Source organism: Rhizobium leguminosarum bv. trifolii WSM2297 (assembly GCF_000271845.1).
The window spans coordinates 2,040,718-2,055,679 of sequence record NZ_JH719395.1 but is presented as its reverse complement, the minus strand read 5'-3'; the positions used below and the strand labels follow the sequence as shown (position 1 = coordinate 2,055,679).

Here is a 14,962-nt window from a genome sequence, read left to right as displayed (position 1 = left end):
CCCGGCCAAGGCCGGATGGTCGGGATTGACTTTATGCATTAGAACATATAGTGAACATACTAATGAAGAAGTCGCTAACAGAACGCTTGGCCATCCTTTCCGACGCCGCCAAATATGATGCGTCCTGCGCTTCCAGCGGCACGGTGAAACGCGATTCTGGAGCCAGCGGCGGACTGGGTTCGACCGAGGGGTCCGGCATCTGTCATGCCTATGCGCCGGATGGGCGGTGCATTTCGCTTCTCAAAATCTTGCTGACCAACTTCTGCATCTACGACTGCGCCTATTGCATCAATCGCTCGTCGAGCAATGTGGAACGGGCGCGCTTCACGCCCGAGGAGGTGATCTGGCTGACGCTGGAATTCTACCGCCGCAACTATATTGAAGGCCTGTTCCTGTCCTCGGGCATCATTCGTTCGCCCGACTACACGATGGAAGAGATGGTGCGTATCGTCCGCGAATTGCGCGTCACGCATAATTTCCGCGGTTATATCCATCTGAAGTCGATCCCCGAGGCGTCGCCGCGGCTGATCGAGGAGGCGGGGCTCTATGCCGACAGGCTGTCGATCAATATCGAGCTGCCGACGGATAGTGGAATCAGCCGTTTCGCACCGGAAAAGAAGCCTGCCAATATCCGCCGGTCGATGGGCGATCTGAGGCTGAAGATCGAGGCCGCCGGCGAACCGACGCTGCGCACGAAGACGCGTCAGCGTTTCGTGCCGGCCGGCCAGAGCACGCAGATGATCGTCGGCGCCGACGGCGCCAACGACGCGACGATCCTTGCCACCAGCGGCCGGCTTTACAGCAGCTATGGCCTGAAGCGCGTCTATTATTCCGCCTTCAGCCCGATCCCGGATTCGTCGAAAAACCTGCCGCTGATCAAGCCGCCGCTGATCAGGGAACACCGGCTTTATCAGGCCGACTGGCTCTATCGCTTCTACGGTTTCGGCATTGACGAGATCACCGCCAACCAGACGGACGGCATGCTCGATCTGAATCTCGATCCCAAACTTGCCTGGGCGCTTGCCAACCGGGCCGAATTTCCCGTCGATATCAACAAGGCCGAGCGTGAACGGTTGCTGCGGGTGCCCGGTCTCGGCACCAAGACGGTCAAGGCGATCGTTTCGGCGCGCCGGTTTCGCCGCTTGCGGCTCGACGACCTCTCGCGGCTCGGCGTTTCGATCAGGAAAGTCCAATCCTTCATCGCGGCGGAAGGCTGGTCGCCGCGCCGGCTGATTGACCGGCCGGATCTCCGCTCCATGTTCGAACCGCAACCCGAACAATTGTCGTTGCTGTGATGCGCCGGGTCGTGCTTGCAGGGCGGGGCGAGCTTGCCGAGTGGCGTGATGCCGCGCGCGCCTTCGCGGCCGCCGGCATCTTGCCCGATGAGATCGACTGGCGCGAAAAAAGCGCAGAGGCCGATCTTTCATTCCAACGCGACGCCATGCCGCCGGCGCCGGTGACACGCAGGCCGATGACGGTGCCGCCCGCTTTCATCGAACTGGCTGAGACGGTTCTCTGCCATACCGACCCGGCACGATTTTCGCTGCTTTACCGCCTGCTCTGGCGGCTGCAGCTGGACCGGCAACTGCTCGAAGTGGCTTCCGACGAGGATGTCGCCCGTGCCCGGCTGATGGCGAAAAATGTCCGACGCGACGCGCACAAGATGACGGCCTTCGTCCGCTTCAAGGAGGTTGGTGCAGTCACAGCAGACCGTCGAAAATTCATCGCCTGGTTCGAGCCGGACCACCATATCGTCAGGCGCATGGCGCCCTTCTTCCAGCGGCGCTTCACCGATATGGACTGGCTGATCGTCACGCCCAAGGGGTCGGCCGCCTGGGATGGCGAGCGGCTGACGATGAGCGATGAGCCGTGCGAGAAGCCCAATCTCACCGATGTCACTGATGAACTCTGGCGCACCTATTACGCCAGCATCTTCAACCCGGCGCGCCTGAAGCTGAAGGCGATGCAGGCGGAGATGCCGAAAAAATACTGGAAGAACCTGCCGGAGGCCGATCTCATTCCCGGCCTGATCGCATCGGCGGAGAGCAAGGTGCGAGCGATGGCAGCGCGCGAGTCGACGCAAGCGATGCCCTTTCACGAGCGGCTGCAGGAGGCGGCGCGCAGCGTGCCTGCCGAACCCGAAGCGCCGGCCGGCACGCTGGAAGCGTTGCGCGCCGAAGCTGCCGTCTGCACCCGCTGCCCGCTTTATGAGAAGGCGACGCAAACCGTCTTCGGCGAGGGGCCGCCCGATGCGGAGGTGATGTTCGTCGGCGAGCAGCCGGGCGACCAGGAGGATATTGCAGGGCGTCCCTTCGTCGGTCCGGCCGGCCGGCTGCTCGATCAGGTGATCGGGGAAGCGGGCATCGACCGCTCGAGGCTCTACGTCACCAATGCCGTCAAGCATTTCAAATATGAGCCGCGCGGCAAGCGGCGTATCCACCAGAGGCCCAATATGGGCGAGGTGAAACATTGCCGCTGGTGGCTCAATCTGGAGATGGAACTGGTCAAACCGAAGCTGATCGTGGCCATGGGGGCAACGGCGCTTGCGGCGCTGACCGACGCGAAGCATCGGCTCCAGGATATCAGGGGCGAGGCGATGGCGATCGAAGGCGGGCGGACGCTGTTCGTGACGGTGCATCCGTCCTACCTGCTGCGTCTTCCCGACGAGCGATTGAAGGCGGAGGAATTGGCGCGATTTCGTCAGGATATGCTGAAAATACAGCGGCTTATGGCAGCGATCGGATAGTTTGATTCCGGGACTTCGGCCTTCCAGACAAACGAGATGCGCCACCGCTCATCGAGCGATGGCACAGTCTATGGGCTATCTCAGGCGAAATAGCTCTGCAGCGGCCGGACTTCGAGGTTGCCGGCCTTCAGCGCCTTGATCGCCTGGGCGGCAGCTTCGGCGCCTGCCATGGTGGTGTAATAGGGCACTTTCTGCATCAGCGTCGCGCGTCGCAACGACTTCGAATCCGAGATCGCCTTGTTGCCGTCGGTGGTGTTGATGACGAGCTGGACCTGGCGGTTGCGGATTGCGTCCTCGATGTGCGGACGGCCTTCGAGCACCTTGTTGATCTTGGTGGCGGTGATGCCGTTTTCGGCGAGGAAGCGAGCGGTGCCGCCGGTTGCCAGCACCTTGAAGCCCTGTTCGACGAGAATGCGGATCGCCGGCAGCACACGCGGCTTGTCCTCGTCGCGCACCGAGACGAACACCGTGCCGTCACGCGGCAGCTCGACGCCGGCGCCGAGCTGCGACTTGGCGAAGGCCAGCGCAAAATCGGTGTCGAGGCCGATGACTTCGCCGGTCGAGCGCATTTCCGGGCCGAGCAGCGTGTCGACGCCGGGGAAGCGGGCGAAGGGGAAGACGGCTTCCTTGACGGCGATGTGCTTCAACCGGCGCGGATCTGGCTTTTCACCATAGGCGGCGAAGGTCGCATCGAGCTTCTCGCCGGCCATCACCCGGGCGGCGATTTTGGCGATCGGCGCGCCGATGGTCTTGGCGACGAAGGGCACGGTGCGCGAGGCGCGCGGATTGACTTCGAGAACGTAGACGGTGCCGTCCTTGATGGCGAACTGGACGTTCATCAGGCCGCCGACATTGAGCGCCTTGGCCATGGCCTTTGCCTGGCGTTCCAGCTCGTCGAGCAGTTCGACCGGCAGCGAGCGCGGCGGCAGCGAGCAGGCGCTGTCGCCGGAGTGGATTCCGGCTTCCTCGATATGCTCCATGATGCCGGCGACATAGACGTCGGTACCATCAGAGAGGCAGTCGACGTCGACTTCGATGGCTTGAGAGAGGTAGCTATCGAACAGCAGCGGGTTCTTGCCGAGCAGGGTGTTGATCTGGCCGGTCTTGTCATTGGGATAGCGCTGCTTGATATCCTCGGGCACCAGTTCCGGAACCGTGTCGAGCAGGTAGGTCTGCAGCTGGCCTTCCGAATGCAGGATTTGCATGGCGCGGCCGCCGAGCACGTAGGAGGGGCGCACGACCAGCGGGAAGCCGATTTCGGCGGCGACCAGGCGGGCCTGCTCGACCGAATAGGCAATGCCATTGTTCGGCTGGTTGAGATCGAGCTTCATCAGGAGTTTCTGGAAGCGGTCGCGATCTTCGGCAAGGTCGATCATGTCAGGCGCGGTGCCGAGGATCGGGATACCGTTCTTCTCAAGCGCCTCGGCAAGCTTCAGCGGCGTCTGGCCGCCAAACTGGACGATGACGCCGACGACTTCGCCCTTTTCCTGCTCGGCGCGCAGGATCTCGATCACGTCTTCAGCCGTCAGCGGTTCGAAATAGAGGCGGTCGGAGGTGTCGTAGTCGGTCGATACGGTTTCCGGGTTGCAGTTGATCATGATCGCTTCATAACCGGCATCCTTCAGCGCGAAGGCGGCATGGCAGCAGCAATAATCGAACTCGATGCCCTGGCCGATGCGGTTCGGGCCGCCGCCGAGGATGACGACCTTCTTGCGGTCGGACACTTCAGCCTCGGAGCGGGCGGCGCCGACGAAGGGCGTCTCATAGGTCGAATACATGTAGGCGGTCGGCGAGGCGAATTCGGCAGCACAGGTATCGATCCGCTTGAAGACGGGGCGGACGTTCAGGCTGTTGCGGAATTCGGCGACTTGCTTGGGGCGCTTGCGGGTTAGCGTCGCCAGGCGCGCGTCTGAAAAGCCCATGGCCTTCAGCATGCGCAGGTTGGCGGCATCCTCAGGCAGGCCGTGCTCGCGGATACGGGCTTCGGTGTCGACGATGTTCTTGAGCTCGGCGATGAACCAAGGATCGATCTTGCAGCCCTCATGCACCTCTTCGATGCTAAGACCCATGCGCAGCGCCTGGGCGACCATGCGCAGGCGGTCCGGCGTCGGCGTGCCGATGGCAGCGCGAATGGCGTTGTGGCTGGATTCGCCTTCCTCGGAGTCGGGGATCTCGATCTCGTCGAGGCCGGTCAGGCCGGTTTCGAGGCCGCGCAGCGCCTTCTGCAGCGATTCGGCGAAGGTGCGGCCGATCGCCATGACTTCGCCGACGGATTTCATCGCTGTGGTCAGCACCGGCGAAGCGCCGGGGAATTTCTCGAAAGCGAAACGCGGGATCTTGGTGACGACATAGTCGATCGACGGTTCGAAGGAGGCCGGTGTCGCACCGCCGGTGATGTCGTTGTCCAATTCGTCGAGCGTATAGCCGATAGCGAGCTTGGCGGCGATCTTGGCGATCGGGAAGCCGGTGGCCTTGGAGGCCAGCGCAGAGGAGCGCGACACACGCGGGTTCATTTCGATGACGACGAGGCGGCCGTCCTTCGGATTGACGGCGAACTGGACGTTCGAGCCGCCGGTCTCGACGCCGATCTCGCGCAGCACCGCGATCGAGGCGTTGCGCATGATCTGGTATTCCTTGTCGGTCAGCGTCAGCGCCGGAGCGACAGTGATCGAATCGCCGGTATGGACGCCCATCGGGTCGATGTTCTCGATCGAGCAGATGATGATGCAGTTGTCCGCCTTGTCGCGGACGACCTCCATCTCATACTCCTTCCAGCCGAGCACCGATTCTTCGATCAGCACTTCCGTCGTCGGAGACGCGTCGAGGCCGCCACCGACGATCTCGAAGAATTCCGAGCGGTTGTAGGCAATGCCGCCGCCGGTGCCGCCGAGTGTGAAGGAGGGCCGGATGATGGCGGGCAGGCCGACATGGTCGAGCGCCTGGGCGGCGATCGCCACGGCATGGTTCATGTAGCGCTGCTTGCGGTCGCTCTCGCCGAGGTTCCACTGGTTTTCCAGCTCGTCCAGCGCCTTGTCGAGGTCGGATCCGGAGAGGCTTTCGCGCAGCTTGTTGCGCTCGGCCTCGTGCGTCTTGCGGTCGAGGTCCTTGATGTCGGTGGCGTTCGCCAGCATCGAGCGCGGCGTTTCCAGCCCGATGCGGACCATAGCCTCGCGAAACAGGGCGCGGTCCTCGGCCATGTCGATGGCGGCCGGCTTGGCGCCGATCATCTCGACATTGTAGCGGTCGAGCACGCCCATGCGCTTCAGGGAGAGGGCGGTATTCAAAGCCGTCTGGCCGCCCATAGTCGGCAGCAGCGCGTCCGGGCGCTCCTTGGCGATGATCTTGGCGACGACCTCAGGGGTGATCGGCTCGACATAGGTGGCGTCGGCCAGGCCCGGATCGGTCATGATCGTTGCCGGGTTGGAGTTGACGAGGATGACGCGGTAGCCTTCCTCCTTCAGCGCCTTGCAGGCCTGGGTGCCTGAATAGTCGAACTCGCAAGCCTGGCCAATGACGATCGGTCCCGCGCCGATGATGAGGATCGATTTGATATCTTGGCGCTTCGGCATGGGTGCTTCCGTTTTCTGGCTGCGCAGAAAGCCGGCCAGGGTGGGGAAATCACCGGGTCGGGTCGCGCGTGCTGGGTCTTTTCAGGCTAGAAGCGGCTTATAGGCAAATGTATTTGCAAACGGAACCCCATAAATCGCGGAATCGACAGGAATCCAACATAGCGCGGCAGGCTATTTTCCGTCAGCTACGACCAGGAGCCGCATTTCGCCGCCACGCGCCGGATTGGCGATGGCGGCCGTGGTGCCAGATGATGACGGCGCGGTGGGTATTAGTCTTTACCCGGCAAACCATTTTTGGGTCCTTATTACCACCAACGCTACTCTCGATTTACGCGCACTTTACAAGCTGATAGTCGGTGCGCTGGGTGTGAGGTGCTGGGGGGCGCAAGGTGTTATATTCAAAGGAAATCGATAGGCTTTTGGCTGCGATCGCTGCACAGGGAGGCCGTGTGACCGGTGTCGGCCTTGCAGAAGATGACGCAGTCAAAGCGGCTGAAGATCTCGGCTTGGTCGATGTTGCTATCGGCGATGCCTGGACCCTTGTCGATACCGTGTCGCTTGCGCCTCAACAGCGAGTGAGAATGGGTCTGCCCCCGGTCATTCGAAAACCCTCCGTACTCGCATCGGCGGCAAACGCCATCATGTTGACGGTGAGCAAAGCCTTCGGAAAACACAGCCCGCTACGCTGAATCCTGCGGTCGCAATTGGTGGTGACATGGTGACAGGCTGGACCGCAAATCCTGCTGTCGCGAACGTCGCGATATTCTGCCTGCAAGGGACGAAGGCCTCCGCCGCCGGTATTGGTGCTATCGAACCGCTGGTCTGTCCGACACCTCGCACAACCATGCCGAAATCGAGCGTCGCTTCACCGTGAAAGGCGCCGCCGCGATCGATGGTGCTCGCGAGGCAGGGGTCCGATTGTCCGATGAAGTCGCTGGAATTCCGGCCGTCGACGGATATATAGATTCCTTAAGTGCAAGCACAGGCATTGCCGGGGAGAACGAAGATGGAATGGAGAGGCCGGCGTCAGTCCGACAATGTCGAGGATCGCCGCGGTGATCCCACAGGCGGCGGTTTCGGCCGCGGCGGCGGTTTCAACTTTCCTTCCGGCGGCGGCGTTCGCCGCGCCGGCGGCGGCTTGAGCATCGGTACGATCATCTTCCTTGTCGTCATCTATTTCATCTTCAAGATGATGGGCGTTGATCTGCTGCAGGTGCTCGAAGGCGGCGGCATGACGAGTGGCCCCGGCTACGAGCAGAGCCAGTCCGAAGGCACGCGCACACCGGCCAATGACGAGATGACCGCCTTCATGCGCACGGTGCTTGCCGAGACCGAGGATACCTGGCAGGGCATCTTCCAGGCGCAGGGCCGGACTTATGAAGAGCCGCGCCTCGTGCTGTTTTCGGGCTCGACGGCATCGGCCTGCGGCTCCGCATCGGCGGCTACCGGGCCATTCTACTGCCCTGGCGACCACAAGCTCTATCTCGACACCGAATTCTTCCAGGAGCTTTCCAACCGGTTCGGCGCCTCAGGCGATTTCGCCGAGGCCTATGTCGTCGCCCACGAGGTCGGGCATCATGTGCAGAACCTGCTCGGCATCCTGCCGAAATTCAACCAGGCCCGCCAGCGCATGAGCGAGGAAGAGGCCAACAAGATGTCGGTGCGCGTCGAACTGCAGGCCGATTGCTTCGCCGGCATCTGGGGTAAATTTACCCAGCAGAAGGGCTTGCTGGAGTCCGGTGACCTTGAGGAGGCGCTGAACGCCGCCCAGCAGATCGGCGACGATACGCTGCAGAAACGGTCGCAGGGTTACGTGGTCCCTGAGAGCTTCAACCACGGCACCTCGGCGCAGCGCGTCAGATGGTTCAAGCGCGGCTTCGACAGCGGACAGCTGTCGGCCTGCGATACGTTTTCGGGGCCGGTTTGAAATGCCCCTCATCCGCCTGCCGGCACCTTCTCCCCGCTTGCGGGGCGAAGGGAATATGCCGCAGTCTCTCCGTTCCTTGCCTACGTCTCGCATGGCACGTCCCCTCGCCCCGTTTACGGGGAGAGGGTTAGGGTGAGGGGCAGCGCCGTCCTCTCATTTTTCCAACTGGGATTGCGGGACAGGTCGCTCACTTCTCACTGTCCATATGCTGCAGCATATGTTCCGGATAACGCCCACCCGCGGCCGCATCCTTCGGCACGGCGCGTTCGATGGCGGCGAAATCTTCCGGCGATAGATCCACCGCGCGTGAGCCGAGCGCCTCGGTCAGCCGGTCGCGGCGGCGGGCGCCGATGATCGGGACGATATCCTTGCCTTTGGCGGCGACCCAGGCGATGGCGATCTGGGCGACCGAGACGCTTTTTGCCTGAGCGATCTCACGCAGCTTTTCCACCAGAGCGAGGTTCTGATCGATATTGACCTCCTGGAAGCGCGGGCTGTAATGGCGGAAATCACCGGCCGTCGCACCCTGACCCTTTTGCCAGTGGCCGCTGATCAGGCCGCGCGACAGCACGCCGTAAGCGGTGATCGAGATGCCGAGTTCGCGTGTTGCCGGCAGGATCTTCTCTTCGATTCCGCGCGAAATCAGCGAATATTCGATCTGCAGGTCGACGATCGGGGCGACGGCTGCGGCGCGGCGGATGGTGTCGGCGCCGACTTCCGACAGGCCGATGTGCCTGACATAACCCGCCTTGACCATGTCGGCGATGGCGCCGACGGTGTCCTCGATCGGCACGTTCGGATCGAGGCGGGCCGGGCGGTAGATATCGATATAGTCGACGCCGAGGCGCTGCAGCGTATAAGCGAGGAAATTCTTCACCGCCACCGGGCGAGCGTCGATGCCGTTCCAGCCGCCGACAGGATCGCGCAAGCCGCCGAACTTGACACTGATGATGGCATCCTCGCGCCTTCGGCCTTTCAAGGCCTCGCCGATCAGCATCTCGTTATGGCCCATGCCGTAGAAATCGCCGGTATCGAGCAGATTGACGCCGGCATCGAGCGCGGCATGGATGGTTGCGATACTCTCCTGGCGGTCGGAAGGACCGTACATGCCTGACATGCCCATGCAGCCGAGGCCGATGGCCGAAACATCTGGTCCGGTCTTTCCCAAACGATAGGTCTGCATTGTCTTCTCCTTCGCCCGCGCGCATCGAGCGGCGCTGTCGATGTCGTTCTACCGCTTTCACGTCCCCCCGATAATCGGACGGAATCGAACAGGCTGTGCGGGGAAACGCACAGTGAGCGATCTTCCTCGAGTGATCTGGATGCCGTCGCGGCAATTGCAAGGTGACGCGCAGCATGGCGATCGCTGGCTCTCGATCTCTTTCAAGGTTGAGCGGCAACGCGCCCTTCGGTTGAGGTCGTGCATAAATTTCCCGTACGGCAGCATCAAAAACTTTGAAATGTTCACGGATTGTTTCGGTTTCTTTTCTGAGCTATGTCACTTTCTCGGCGACGAGATCGTCTTTTCAGAACCAACCGCTGTAGAGATGCCTCATGCTTGACCCTAAATTCGTCCGTCGCGGCCTTTTCCTGGTCTTTATCATCCTCTTCCTCGACATTATCGGCATCGCCATCATCATGCCGGTGCTGCCCGCCTATCTGGAGCAGTTGACCGGCGGCGGCGTCAGCGATGCGGCGATTGACGGCGGCTGGCTGATGCTCGTCTATGCCGGCATGCAATTCCTGTTTGCGCCGCTGCTCGGAAACCTGTCGGATCGCTTCGGCCGCCGGCCGATCCTTCTGCTGTCGGTGCTGACCTTTGCGATCGACAATTTCATCTGCGGCATTGCCACCAGCTCCTGGATGCTGTTCGTCGGCCGCGTGCTGGCCGGCATCAGCGGCGGCAGCTTCGCCACCTGTTCGGCCTATATCGCCGATATCAGCACCGAGGAGAACCGGGCGAAGAATTTCGGGCTGATCGGCATTGCCTTCGGCGTCGGCTTCACCATCGGCCCCGTCATCGGCGGCGTACTCGGCGAATTCGGCCCGCGTGTGCCGTTCCTCGGCGCGGCGGCACTCTCGCTCGTCAATTTCATCGCCGCCTGCTTCCTGCTGCCGGAAACCCTGGAGGCGAAGAACCGGCGGCGGTTCGAGTGGAAGCGCGCCAATCCCCTCGGCGCGTTGCGGCAGATGCGTCATTATCCCGGCATCGGCTGGGTCAGCCTCGTCATGTTCCTGTTTTTCCTGGCCCATGCCGTCTATCCCTCGGTCTGGTCCTTCGTCTCGACCTATCGCTACGGCTGGAGCGAGGGACAGATCGGCCTGTCGCTCGGCATCTACGGCATCGGCGCTGCGCTGGTGATGGGACTGGTATTGCCGCGGGTCGTGCCTTTGCTCGGGGAATGGAAGACAGCGCTTCTCGGTCTCTGTTTTTCGGCTGCTGGGCTGACCGGCTATGCTTTCGCCTGGGAGGGCTGGGTGGTCTATGTGGTGATCGTTGCGACAGTGATGGAAAACGTCGCCGATCCGCCGTTGCGCAGCATCGCCGCCGGCAAGGTGCCGCCTTCGGCGCAGGGCGAGCTGCAAGGCGCGCTGACCAGTCTCAGCAGCATCACCACCATCGTCGGGCCGCTGATCTTCACGCAGTTGTTCAGCTATTTCACCCGGCCGGAGGCGCGGGTCACCTTTGCCGGCGCGCCCTATCTGACCGCCGCTCTGTTCATCCTGGTGGCCGCCGGTGTCTTCCTCGTACGGGTCCGGGTCCGTCAGCCGGCCGAGGTTTTGGAAGCGGCGGGTTGATCGATCAGGAATGCTGATGTGATGATGAATTTTTCATCATCTGCCTGTTTTGGGGTAGTGCTTCGCCGGGCTTTGATCTAAGCCCGGAATGATATTTTGCCGCGAACTGCGGCGACGCGATTTCAATCACAGGACTAGTGTCATGGACACGCCGATCGACGCGCGCAGGCTTGCGCCGACAACCGATAATCGTTGGGGCGCACATTTCCGTGCAACGCTGGCGCTCGGCATTCCGCTGATCGGCGCGCAGCTCGCCCAGCTCGGCATCAACACCACCGACGTGATGATCGTCGGCCGTCTCGGCGCCGAGCATCTGGCGGCGATGGTGCTGTCTGCCCAGTTCCTGTTCACGATCCTGATCTTCGGTTCGGGCTTTGCCATCGCCGTCATTCCGATGGTGGCGCAGGCCTATGGCCGCGGCGACGTCGTCTCGGTGCGCCGGGCGCTGCGCATGGGTCTCTGGGTGGTGATCGCATATTGGGTCCTCATGCAGCCCGCCTTCTTCAATTCCGAGCAGATCCTTCTCTTTGCGCAGCAGAAGCCGGAGGTCGCCAAGCTCGCCCATGGCTATATCATGATCGGCCAGTTCGGCGTGCTGCCGGCGCTGCTTTTCAATGTCATGCGCGCGCTGGTTAGCGCCATCGGCAAGGCGGGCATCATCCTCAACGTCACCATCGCCACGCTGGTGTTGAACGCGATCTTCGCCTATGCGCTGGTGCTCGGCCATTTCGGCTTTCCGGCGATGGGGCTCGAGGGGGCCGCGATCGTTTCTGTCGTTGTGCAGACGGCCGGTTTTCTCTTCATCCTCGCCTTCGTCCAGAGGCGCGAGGAGACACGGCGCTACGAGATCTTCGTGCGGTTCTGGAAGCCTGACTGGCATGCGCTGCTGGAGGTCCTCCGGCTCGGTTTTCCGATCAGCGTCACCGTGCTTGCCGAGGTCAGCCTGTTCACGGTGGCCTCGCTGCTGATGGGCTACATCGGCACCATCGAACTCGCCGCTCACGGCATCGCCCTGCAATGGGCCTCGATCGCCTTCATGATCCCGCTCGGCCTCAGCCAGGCGGCGACGGTGCGCGTCGGCGTTGCCCATGGTCAGGGTGATTACCGCGGGCTGGTGCGCGCCTCGGTCATGGTGCTTATCCTTGCCTGCGCCATTTCCGCCGTGGGCTCGGTGCTCTTTGCCACCATGCCGCAATTCCTTGGCAGCTGGTTCCTCGACGTCAACTCGCCGGAGGCGCCCGCGGTGCTTGCCTATGCCGGGCCGCTGATCGTCGTTGCCGGTCTTTTCCAGCTCGTCGACGGATTGCAGGTGGTCGCCAACGGATTGCTCCGCGGCCTCAAGGATGCACGCGTGCCGATGATCATGGCGTTGATTGCTTATTGGCCGATCGGCTTCTTCCTTGCCTGGGCCTTTGCCTTCCCGCTGGGCTTCGGCGGCATCGGCATCTGGTTCGGCTTCCTCGTCGGGCTGGCGGCGGCGGCCGTCATGCTCTGCTGGCGGTTCTATCGTCTGCTTCGCCGGGAAGGGGCGATGGCCGGCGCCTGAGCCTAAGCGGCGACAGGCTTGTAGCTGGCCATATCGGCGCGAATGCCGAGACGCGCAAACATTTCCTGCGGATCGAAATTGGCAGCCTTGTGGGCGGCCGCGACGGCTGCCCTTACGCGCTCGACGACCTCGGCATTTTCCCATTCGGCAATGGTGACGAAATTGAATTCGCCGGGTCCGGCGACCTGCTCCAGCACCCTATGATCGATGAACCCCTCCTGCGCCTCCAGCAGCTTGTGGGTCATCATCACTTTGACGAGAAATTCCTCACGCGCCGCGGCCGGCACGACGAATTTGTCGACACGAAAGAAGGCTCCGCTCATCCATTTTCTCCTGCGTCAGATCTGCAGGAGGTCTTGTAGTTCCTCAAGTTAAGTTGAGGTCAATATGCGGAGCAAGAAAAAGGCCCGGTTGAAGGGGCCTTTTCGGAATCCTTACGATTAGCGTTCTGCTAGCGCCGGTTCGCCCTTCTTCTCGCGCACCATGTTGATGAAGCGGCGGAAGAGATAGTGGCTGTCCTGCGGGCCGGGAGAGGCTTCCGGATGGTGTTGGACGGAGAAGACCTGCTTGCCGAGCACGCGTAAGCCGCAATTGGTGCCGTCGAAAAGGGAAATATGAGTCTCTTCAACGCCATCGGGCAGCGACTTAGAGTCGACCGCGAAGCCATGGTTCATCGAGACGATCTCGACCTTGCCGGTTGTATGATCCTTGACGGGATGGTTGGCGCCGTGATGGCCCTGATGCATCTTCTCGGTCTTGGCGCCGAGGGCAAGACCCAGCATCTGATGGCCGAGGCAGATGCCGAAGACCGGGATATCGGTCTTAACCAGCGTCTTGATCACCGGCACGGCATATTCGCCGGTCGCCGCCGGATCGCCCGGGCCGTTCGACAGGAAGATGCCGTCCGGCTGCATGGCGAGGACGTCTTCGGCGCTGGTTGCCGCCGGCACGACGGTCACCTTGCAGTCGAGGCCGGCAAACAGCCGCAGGATGTTGCGCTTGACCCCGTAATCGAGGCAGACGACGTGGTATTTGGCATCGGCCGAGCCGAGTTGGCCGTAACCTTCGTTCCAGACCCACGGCGTCTCTGTCCATTGCGAGGACTGGCCCGACGAAGCGACCTTGGCAAGATCGAGACCTTCGAGGCCGCTCCAGGCTCTGGCCTCGGTCTTCAGCGCCTCGATATCGAAGACGCCGTTCGGATCGTGGGCGATCACCGCGTTCGGTGCACCGTTCTCGCGGATCCAGGCGGTCAGCGCGCGTGTATCGATGCCGCAAAGACCGATGACGCCGCGCGCCTTCAGCCATTGGTCGAGATGCTTGGCGGCGCGGTAGTTCGAAGGCTCGGTGATGTCGGCCTTGAAGATGACGCCGACGGCGCCGTGGCGGGCGGCAGGCGTCAGATCCTCGATGTCTTCATCATTGGCGCCGATATTGCCGATATGCGGAAAGGTGAAGGTGACGATCTGGCCGAGATAGGAAGGGTCGGTCATGATCTCTTCATAGCCAGTCAGCGCCGTGTTGAAGACCACTTCGGCCTGGACCTTGCCTGTGGCGCCGATGCCCTTGCCTTCGATGACCGTGCCGTCGGCAAGAACGAGCAGGGCGGTCGGCTTTTCGATTGTCCAGGGTGCTGTCGCGGTCATCTTCATCCCGTTTCCGGCGGCCGACGCGCGTTGCCGCGCTCGTCGCCATTTAATCTCGCAGGCGTGTGGACACGGCAATGCCGCGCGCTTCAGGCCTGATCACGAATTTTGGTGCAGGTGGCGGTAAATAGCCACGCAATCGCTTAGCGTCAATCTTTCTAGCCGAGATTGCCGCCATTTTCCTGCGCTTTATCGTGGCGACCGCGCAATTTATTTGATCCGCCGTATCAGCGTGGTTTATGAAGCGGCATCAAAACAGGAGTGAAGACCATGCTGCGCGATCAACTCGCCACCCAGCTGAAAGAGGCGATGAAGGCCAAGAATGCGGAGCGGCTTTCCACCGTCCGGCTGATTCAGGCCGCGGTCAAGGATCGCGATATCGCCAATCGCGGCACCGGCAAGGAGCAGGCGAGCGACGACGAGATTCTGCAGATCCTCGCCAAGATGGTGAAGCAGCGCGACGAATCGGCAAAGATCTACGAAGAGAATTCCCGGCCGGAGCTTGCCGCCAAGGAGCGAGCCGAAATCACCGTCATCCAGGATTTCATGCCGAAGCAGCTTTCGGACAGCGAAGTGCGCTCCAATGTGTCGGCGATCATCGCCGAGACCGGTGCTGCCGGCGCCAAGGACATGGGCAAGGTCATGGCGGCGCTGAAAGAACGTTATGCCGGCCAGATGGATTTCGCCAAGGCGTCGGCGACCGTCAAGGAACTGCTGAACGGATAAACC

12 protein-coding genes are annotated in these 14,962 nt (G+C 62.0%); 8 read left to right on the top strand and 4 right to left on the bottom strand.

Annotation, left to right across the window (positions count from 1 at the left end; translation table 11 throughout):
• Nucleotides 1–62: 62 nt before the first annotated feature.
• Nucleotides 63–1,295 carry a putative DNA modification/repair radical SAM protein gene (locus tag RLEG4DRAFT_RS25375; protein WP_003581078.1) on the top strand — a complete coding sequence of 411 codons (1,233 nt, stop codon included), beginning with the start codon at nucleotides 63–65 and terminating at the stop codon, nucleotides 1,293–1,295.
• On the top strand, nucleotides 1,295–2,746 hold the full coding sequence (locus RLEG4DRAFT_RS25370; RefSeq protein WP_003581076.1) for a UdgX family uracil-DNA binding protein: 1,452 nt from the start codon (nucleotides 1,295–1,297) through the stop codon (nucleotides 2,744–2,746). Before RLEG4DRAFT_RS25375 ends, RLEG4DRAFT_RS25370 begins: the two co-directional genes overlap by 1 nt.
• Nucleotides 2,747–2,826: 80 nt before the next feature.
• Here the strand turns inward: RLEG4DRAFT_RS25370 and carB are convergent, their stop codons facing one another.
• Nucleotides 2,827–6,315 carry a carbamoyl-phosphate synthase large subunit gene (gene carB / locus RLEG4DRAFT_RS25365; protein ID WP_003581074.1) on the bottom strand — a complete coding sequence of 1,163 codons (3,489 nt, stop codon included), beginning with the start codon at nucleotides 6,313–6,315 and terminating at the stop codon, nucleotides 2,827–2,829.
• A gap of 449 nt (nucleotides 6,316–6,764) precedes the next feature.
• Here carB and RLEG4DRAFT_RS40390 point away from each other — a divergent pair, with 449 nt between their 5' ends.
• The gene (locus RLEG4DRAFT_RS40390; protein ID WP_003581072.1) at nucleotides 6,765–7,004 is read left to right on the top strand and encodes a hypothetical protein; all 240 of its coding nucleotides are present in this window, start codon (nucleotides 6,765–6,767) and stop codon (nucleotides 7,002–7,004) included.
• 317 nt (nucleotides 7,005–7,321) lie between these two features.
• On the top strand, nucleotides 7,322–8,242 hold the full coding sequence (gene ypfJ / locus RLEG4DRAFT_RS25360; protein WP_003581071.1) for a KPN_02809 family neutral zinc metallopeptidase: 921 nt from the start codon (nucleotides 7,322–7,324) through the stop codon (nucleotides 8,240–8,242).
• A 187-nt stretch (nucleotides 8,243–8,429) separates the two neighbouring features.
• Here the strand turns inward: ypfJ and RLEG4DRAFT_RS25355 are convergent, their stop codons facing one another.
• A complete protein-coding gene (locus RLEG4DRAFT_RS25355) occupies nucleotides 8,430–9,425 on the bottom strand; it encodes an aldo/keto reductase (protein WP_003581068.1) in 996 nt (331 codons plus the stop codon).
• 112 nt (nucleotides 9,426–9,537) lie between these two features.
• Between RLEG4DRAFT_RS25355 and RLEG4DRAFT_RS25350 the strand changes: the two genes are divergently transcribed.
• The 3 genes from RLEG4DRAFT_RS25350 to RLEG4DRAFT_RS25340 all read left to right on the top strand — a co-directional run bounded on the left by RLEG4DRAFT_RS25350 (nucleotide 9,538) and on the right by RLEG4DRAFT_RS25340 (nucleotide 12,587).
• Complete coding sequence (locus tag RLEG4DRAFT_RS25350) at nucleotides 9,538–9,804, top strand: hypothetical protein (protein ID WP_125869658.1); 267 nt, start codon at nucleotides 9,538–9,540, stop codon at nucleotides 9,802–9,804.
• Nucleotides 9,797–11,041 (top strand): TCR/Tet family MFS transporter, encoded by a 1,245-nt coding sequence (locus RLEG4DRAFT_RS25345; protein ID WP_003581067.1) that lies wholly within the window; start codon nucleotides 9,797–9,799, stop codon nucleotides 11,039–11,041. The genes RLEG4DRAFT_RS25350 and RLEG4DRAFT_RS25345 overlap by 8 nt, the downstream gene beginning before the upstream one ends.
• Before the next feature lie 142 nt (nucleotides 11,042–11,183).
• Nucleotides 11,184–12,587 (top strand): MATE family efflux transporter, encoded by a 1,404-nt coding sequence (locus RLEG4DRAFT_RS25340; RefSeq protein WP_003581066.1) that lies wholly within the window; start codon nucleotides 11,184–11,186, stop codon nucleotides 12,585–12,587.
• A 2-nt stretch (nucleotides 12,588–12,589) separates the two neighbouring features.
• On the opposite strand, the gene RLEG4DRAFT_RS25335 is transcribed toward RLEG4DRAFT_RS25340, so the two are convergent.
• Both RLEG4DRAFT_RS25335 and carA read right to left on the bottom strand, forming a co-directional pair.
• On the bottom strand, nucleotides 12,590–12,910 hold the full coding sequence (locus RLEG4DRAFT_RS25335) for an antibiotic biosynthesis monooxygenase family protein (RefSeq protein ID WP_003581065.1): 321 nt from the start codon (nucleotides 12,908–12,910) through the stop codon (nucleotides 12,590–12,592).
• Nucleotides 12,911–13,027: 117 nt separating this feature from the next.
• A complete protein-coding gene (gene carA / locus RLEG4DRAFT_RS25330) occupies nucleotides 13,028–14,233 on the bottom strand; it encodes a glutamine-hydrolyzing carbamoyl-phosphate synthase small subunit (RefSeq protein ID WP_037094793.1) in 1,206 nt (401 codons plus the stop codon).
• Between the two features lie 270 nt (nucleotides 14,234–14,503).
• Here carA and RLEG4DRAFT_RS25325 point away from each other — a divergent pair, with 270 nt between their 5' ends.
• A complete protein-coding gene (locus tag RLEG4DRAFT_RS25325) occupies nucleotides 14,504–14,959 on the top strand; it encodes a GatB/YqeY domain-containing protein (protein WP_003581063.1) in 456 nt (151 codons plus the stop codon).
• Nucleotides 14,960–14,962 lie beyond the last annotated feature (3 nt).

Coding starts and splice junctions, on each gene's coding strand:
- RLEG4DRAFT_RS25375 (WP_003581078.1), top strand. CDS start 63: ATGAAGAAGTCGCTAACAGAACGCTTGGCCATCCTTTCCGACGCCGCC.
- RLEG4DRAFT_RS25370 (WP_003581076.1), top strand. CDS start 1,295: ATGCGCCGGGTCGTGCTTGCAGGGCGGGGCGAGCTTGCCGAGTGGCGT.
- carB (WP_003581074.1), bottom strand. CDS start 6,315: ATGCCGAAGCGCCAAGATATCAAATCGATCCTCATCATCGGCGCGGGA.
- ypfJ (WP_003581071.1), top strand. CDS start 7,322: ATGGAATGGAGAGGCCGGCGTCAGTCCGACAATGTCGAGGATCGCCGC.
- RLEG4DRAFT_RS25355 (WP_003581068.1), bottom strand. CDS start 9,425: ATGCAGACCTATCGTTTGGGAAAGACCGGACCAGATGTTTCGGCCATC.
- RLEG4DRAFT_RS25345 (WP_003581067.1), top strand. CDS start 9,797: ATGCTTGACCCTAAATTCGTCCGTCGCGGCCTTTTCCTGGTCTTTATC.
- RLEG4DRAFT_RS25340 (WP_003581066.1), top strand. CDS start 11,184: ATGGACACGCCGATCGACGCGCGCAGGCTTGCGCCGACAACCGATAAT.
- RLEG4DRAFT_RS25335 (WP_003581065.1), bottom strand. CDS start 12,910: ATGAGCGGAGCCTTCTTTCGTGTCGACAAATTCGTCGTGCCGGCCGCG.
- carA (WP_037094793.1), bottom strand. CDS start 14,233: ATGACCGCGACAGCACCCTGGACAATCGAAAAGCCGACCGCCCTGCTC.
- RLEG4DRAFT_RS25325 (WP_003581063.1), top strand. CDS start 14,504: ATGCTGCGCGATCAACTCGCCACCCAGCTGAAAGAGGCGATGAAGGCC.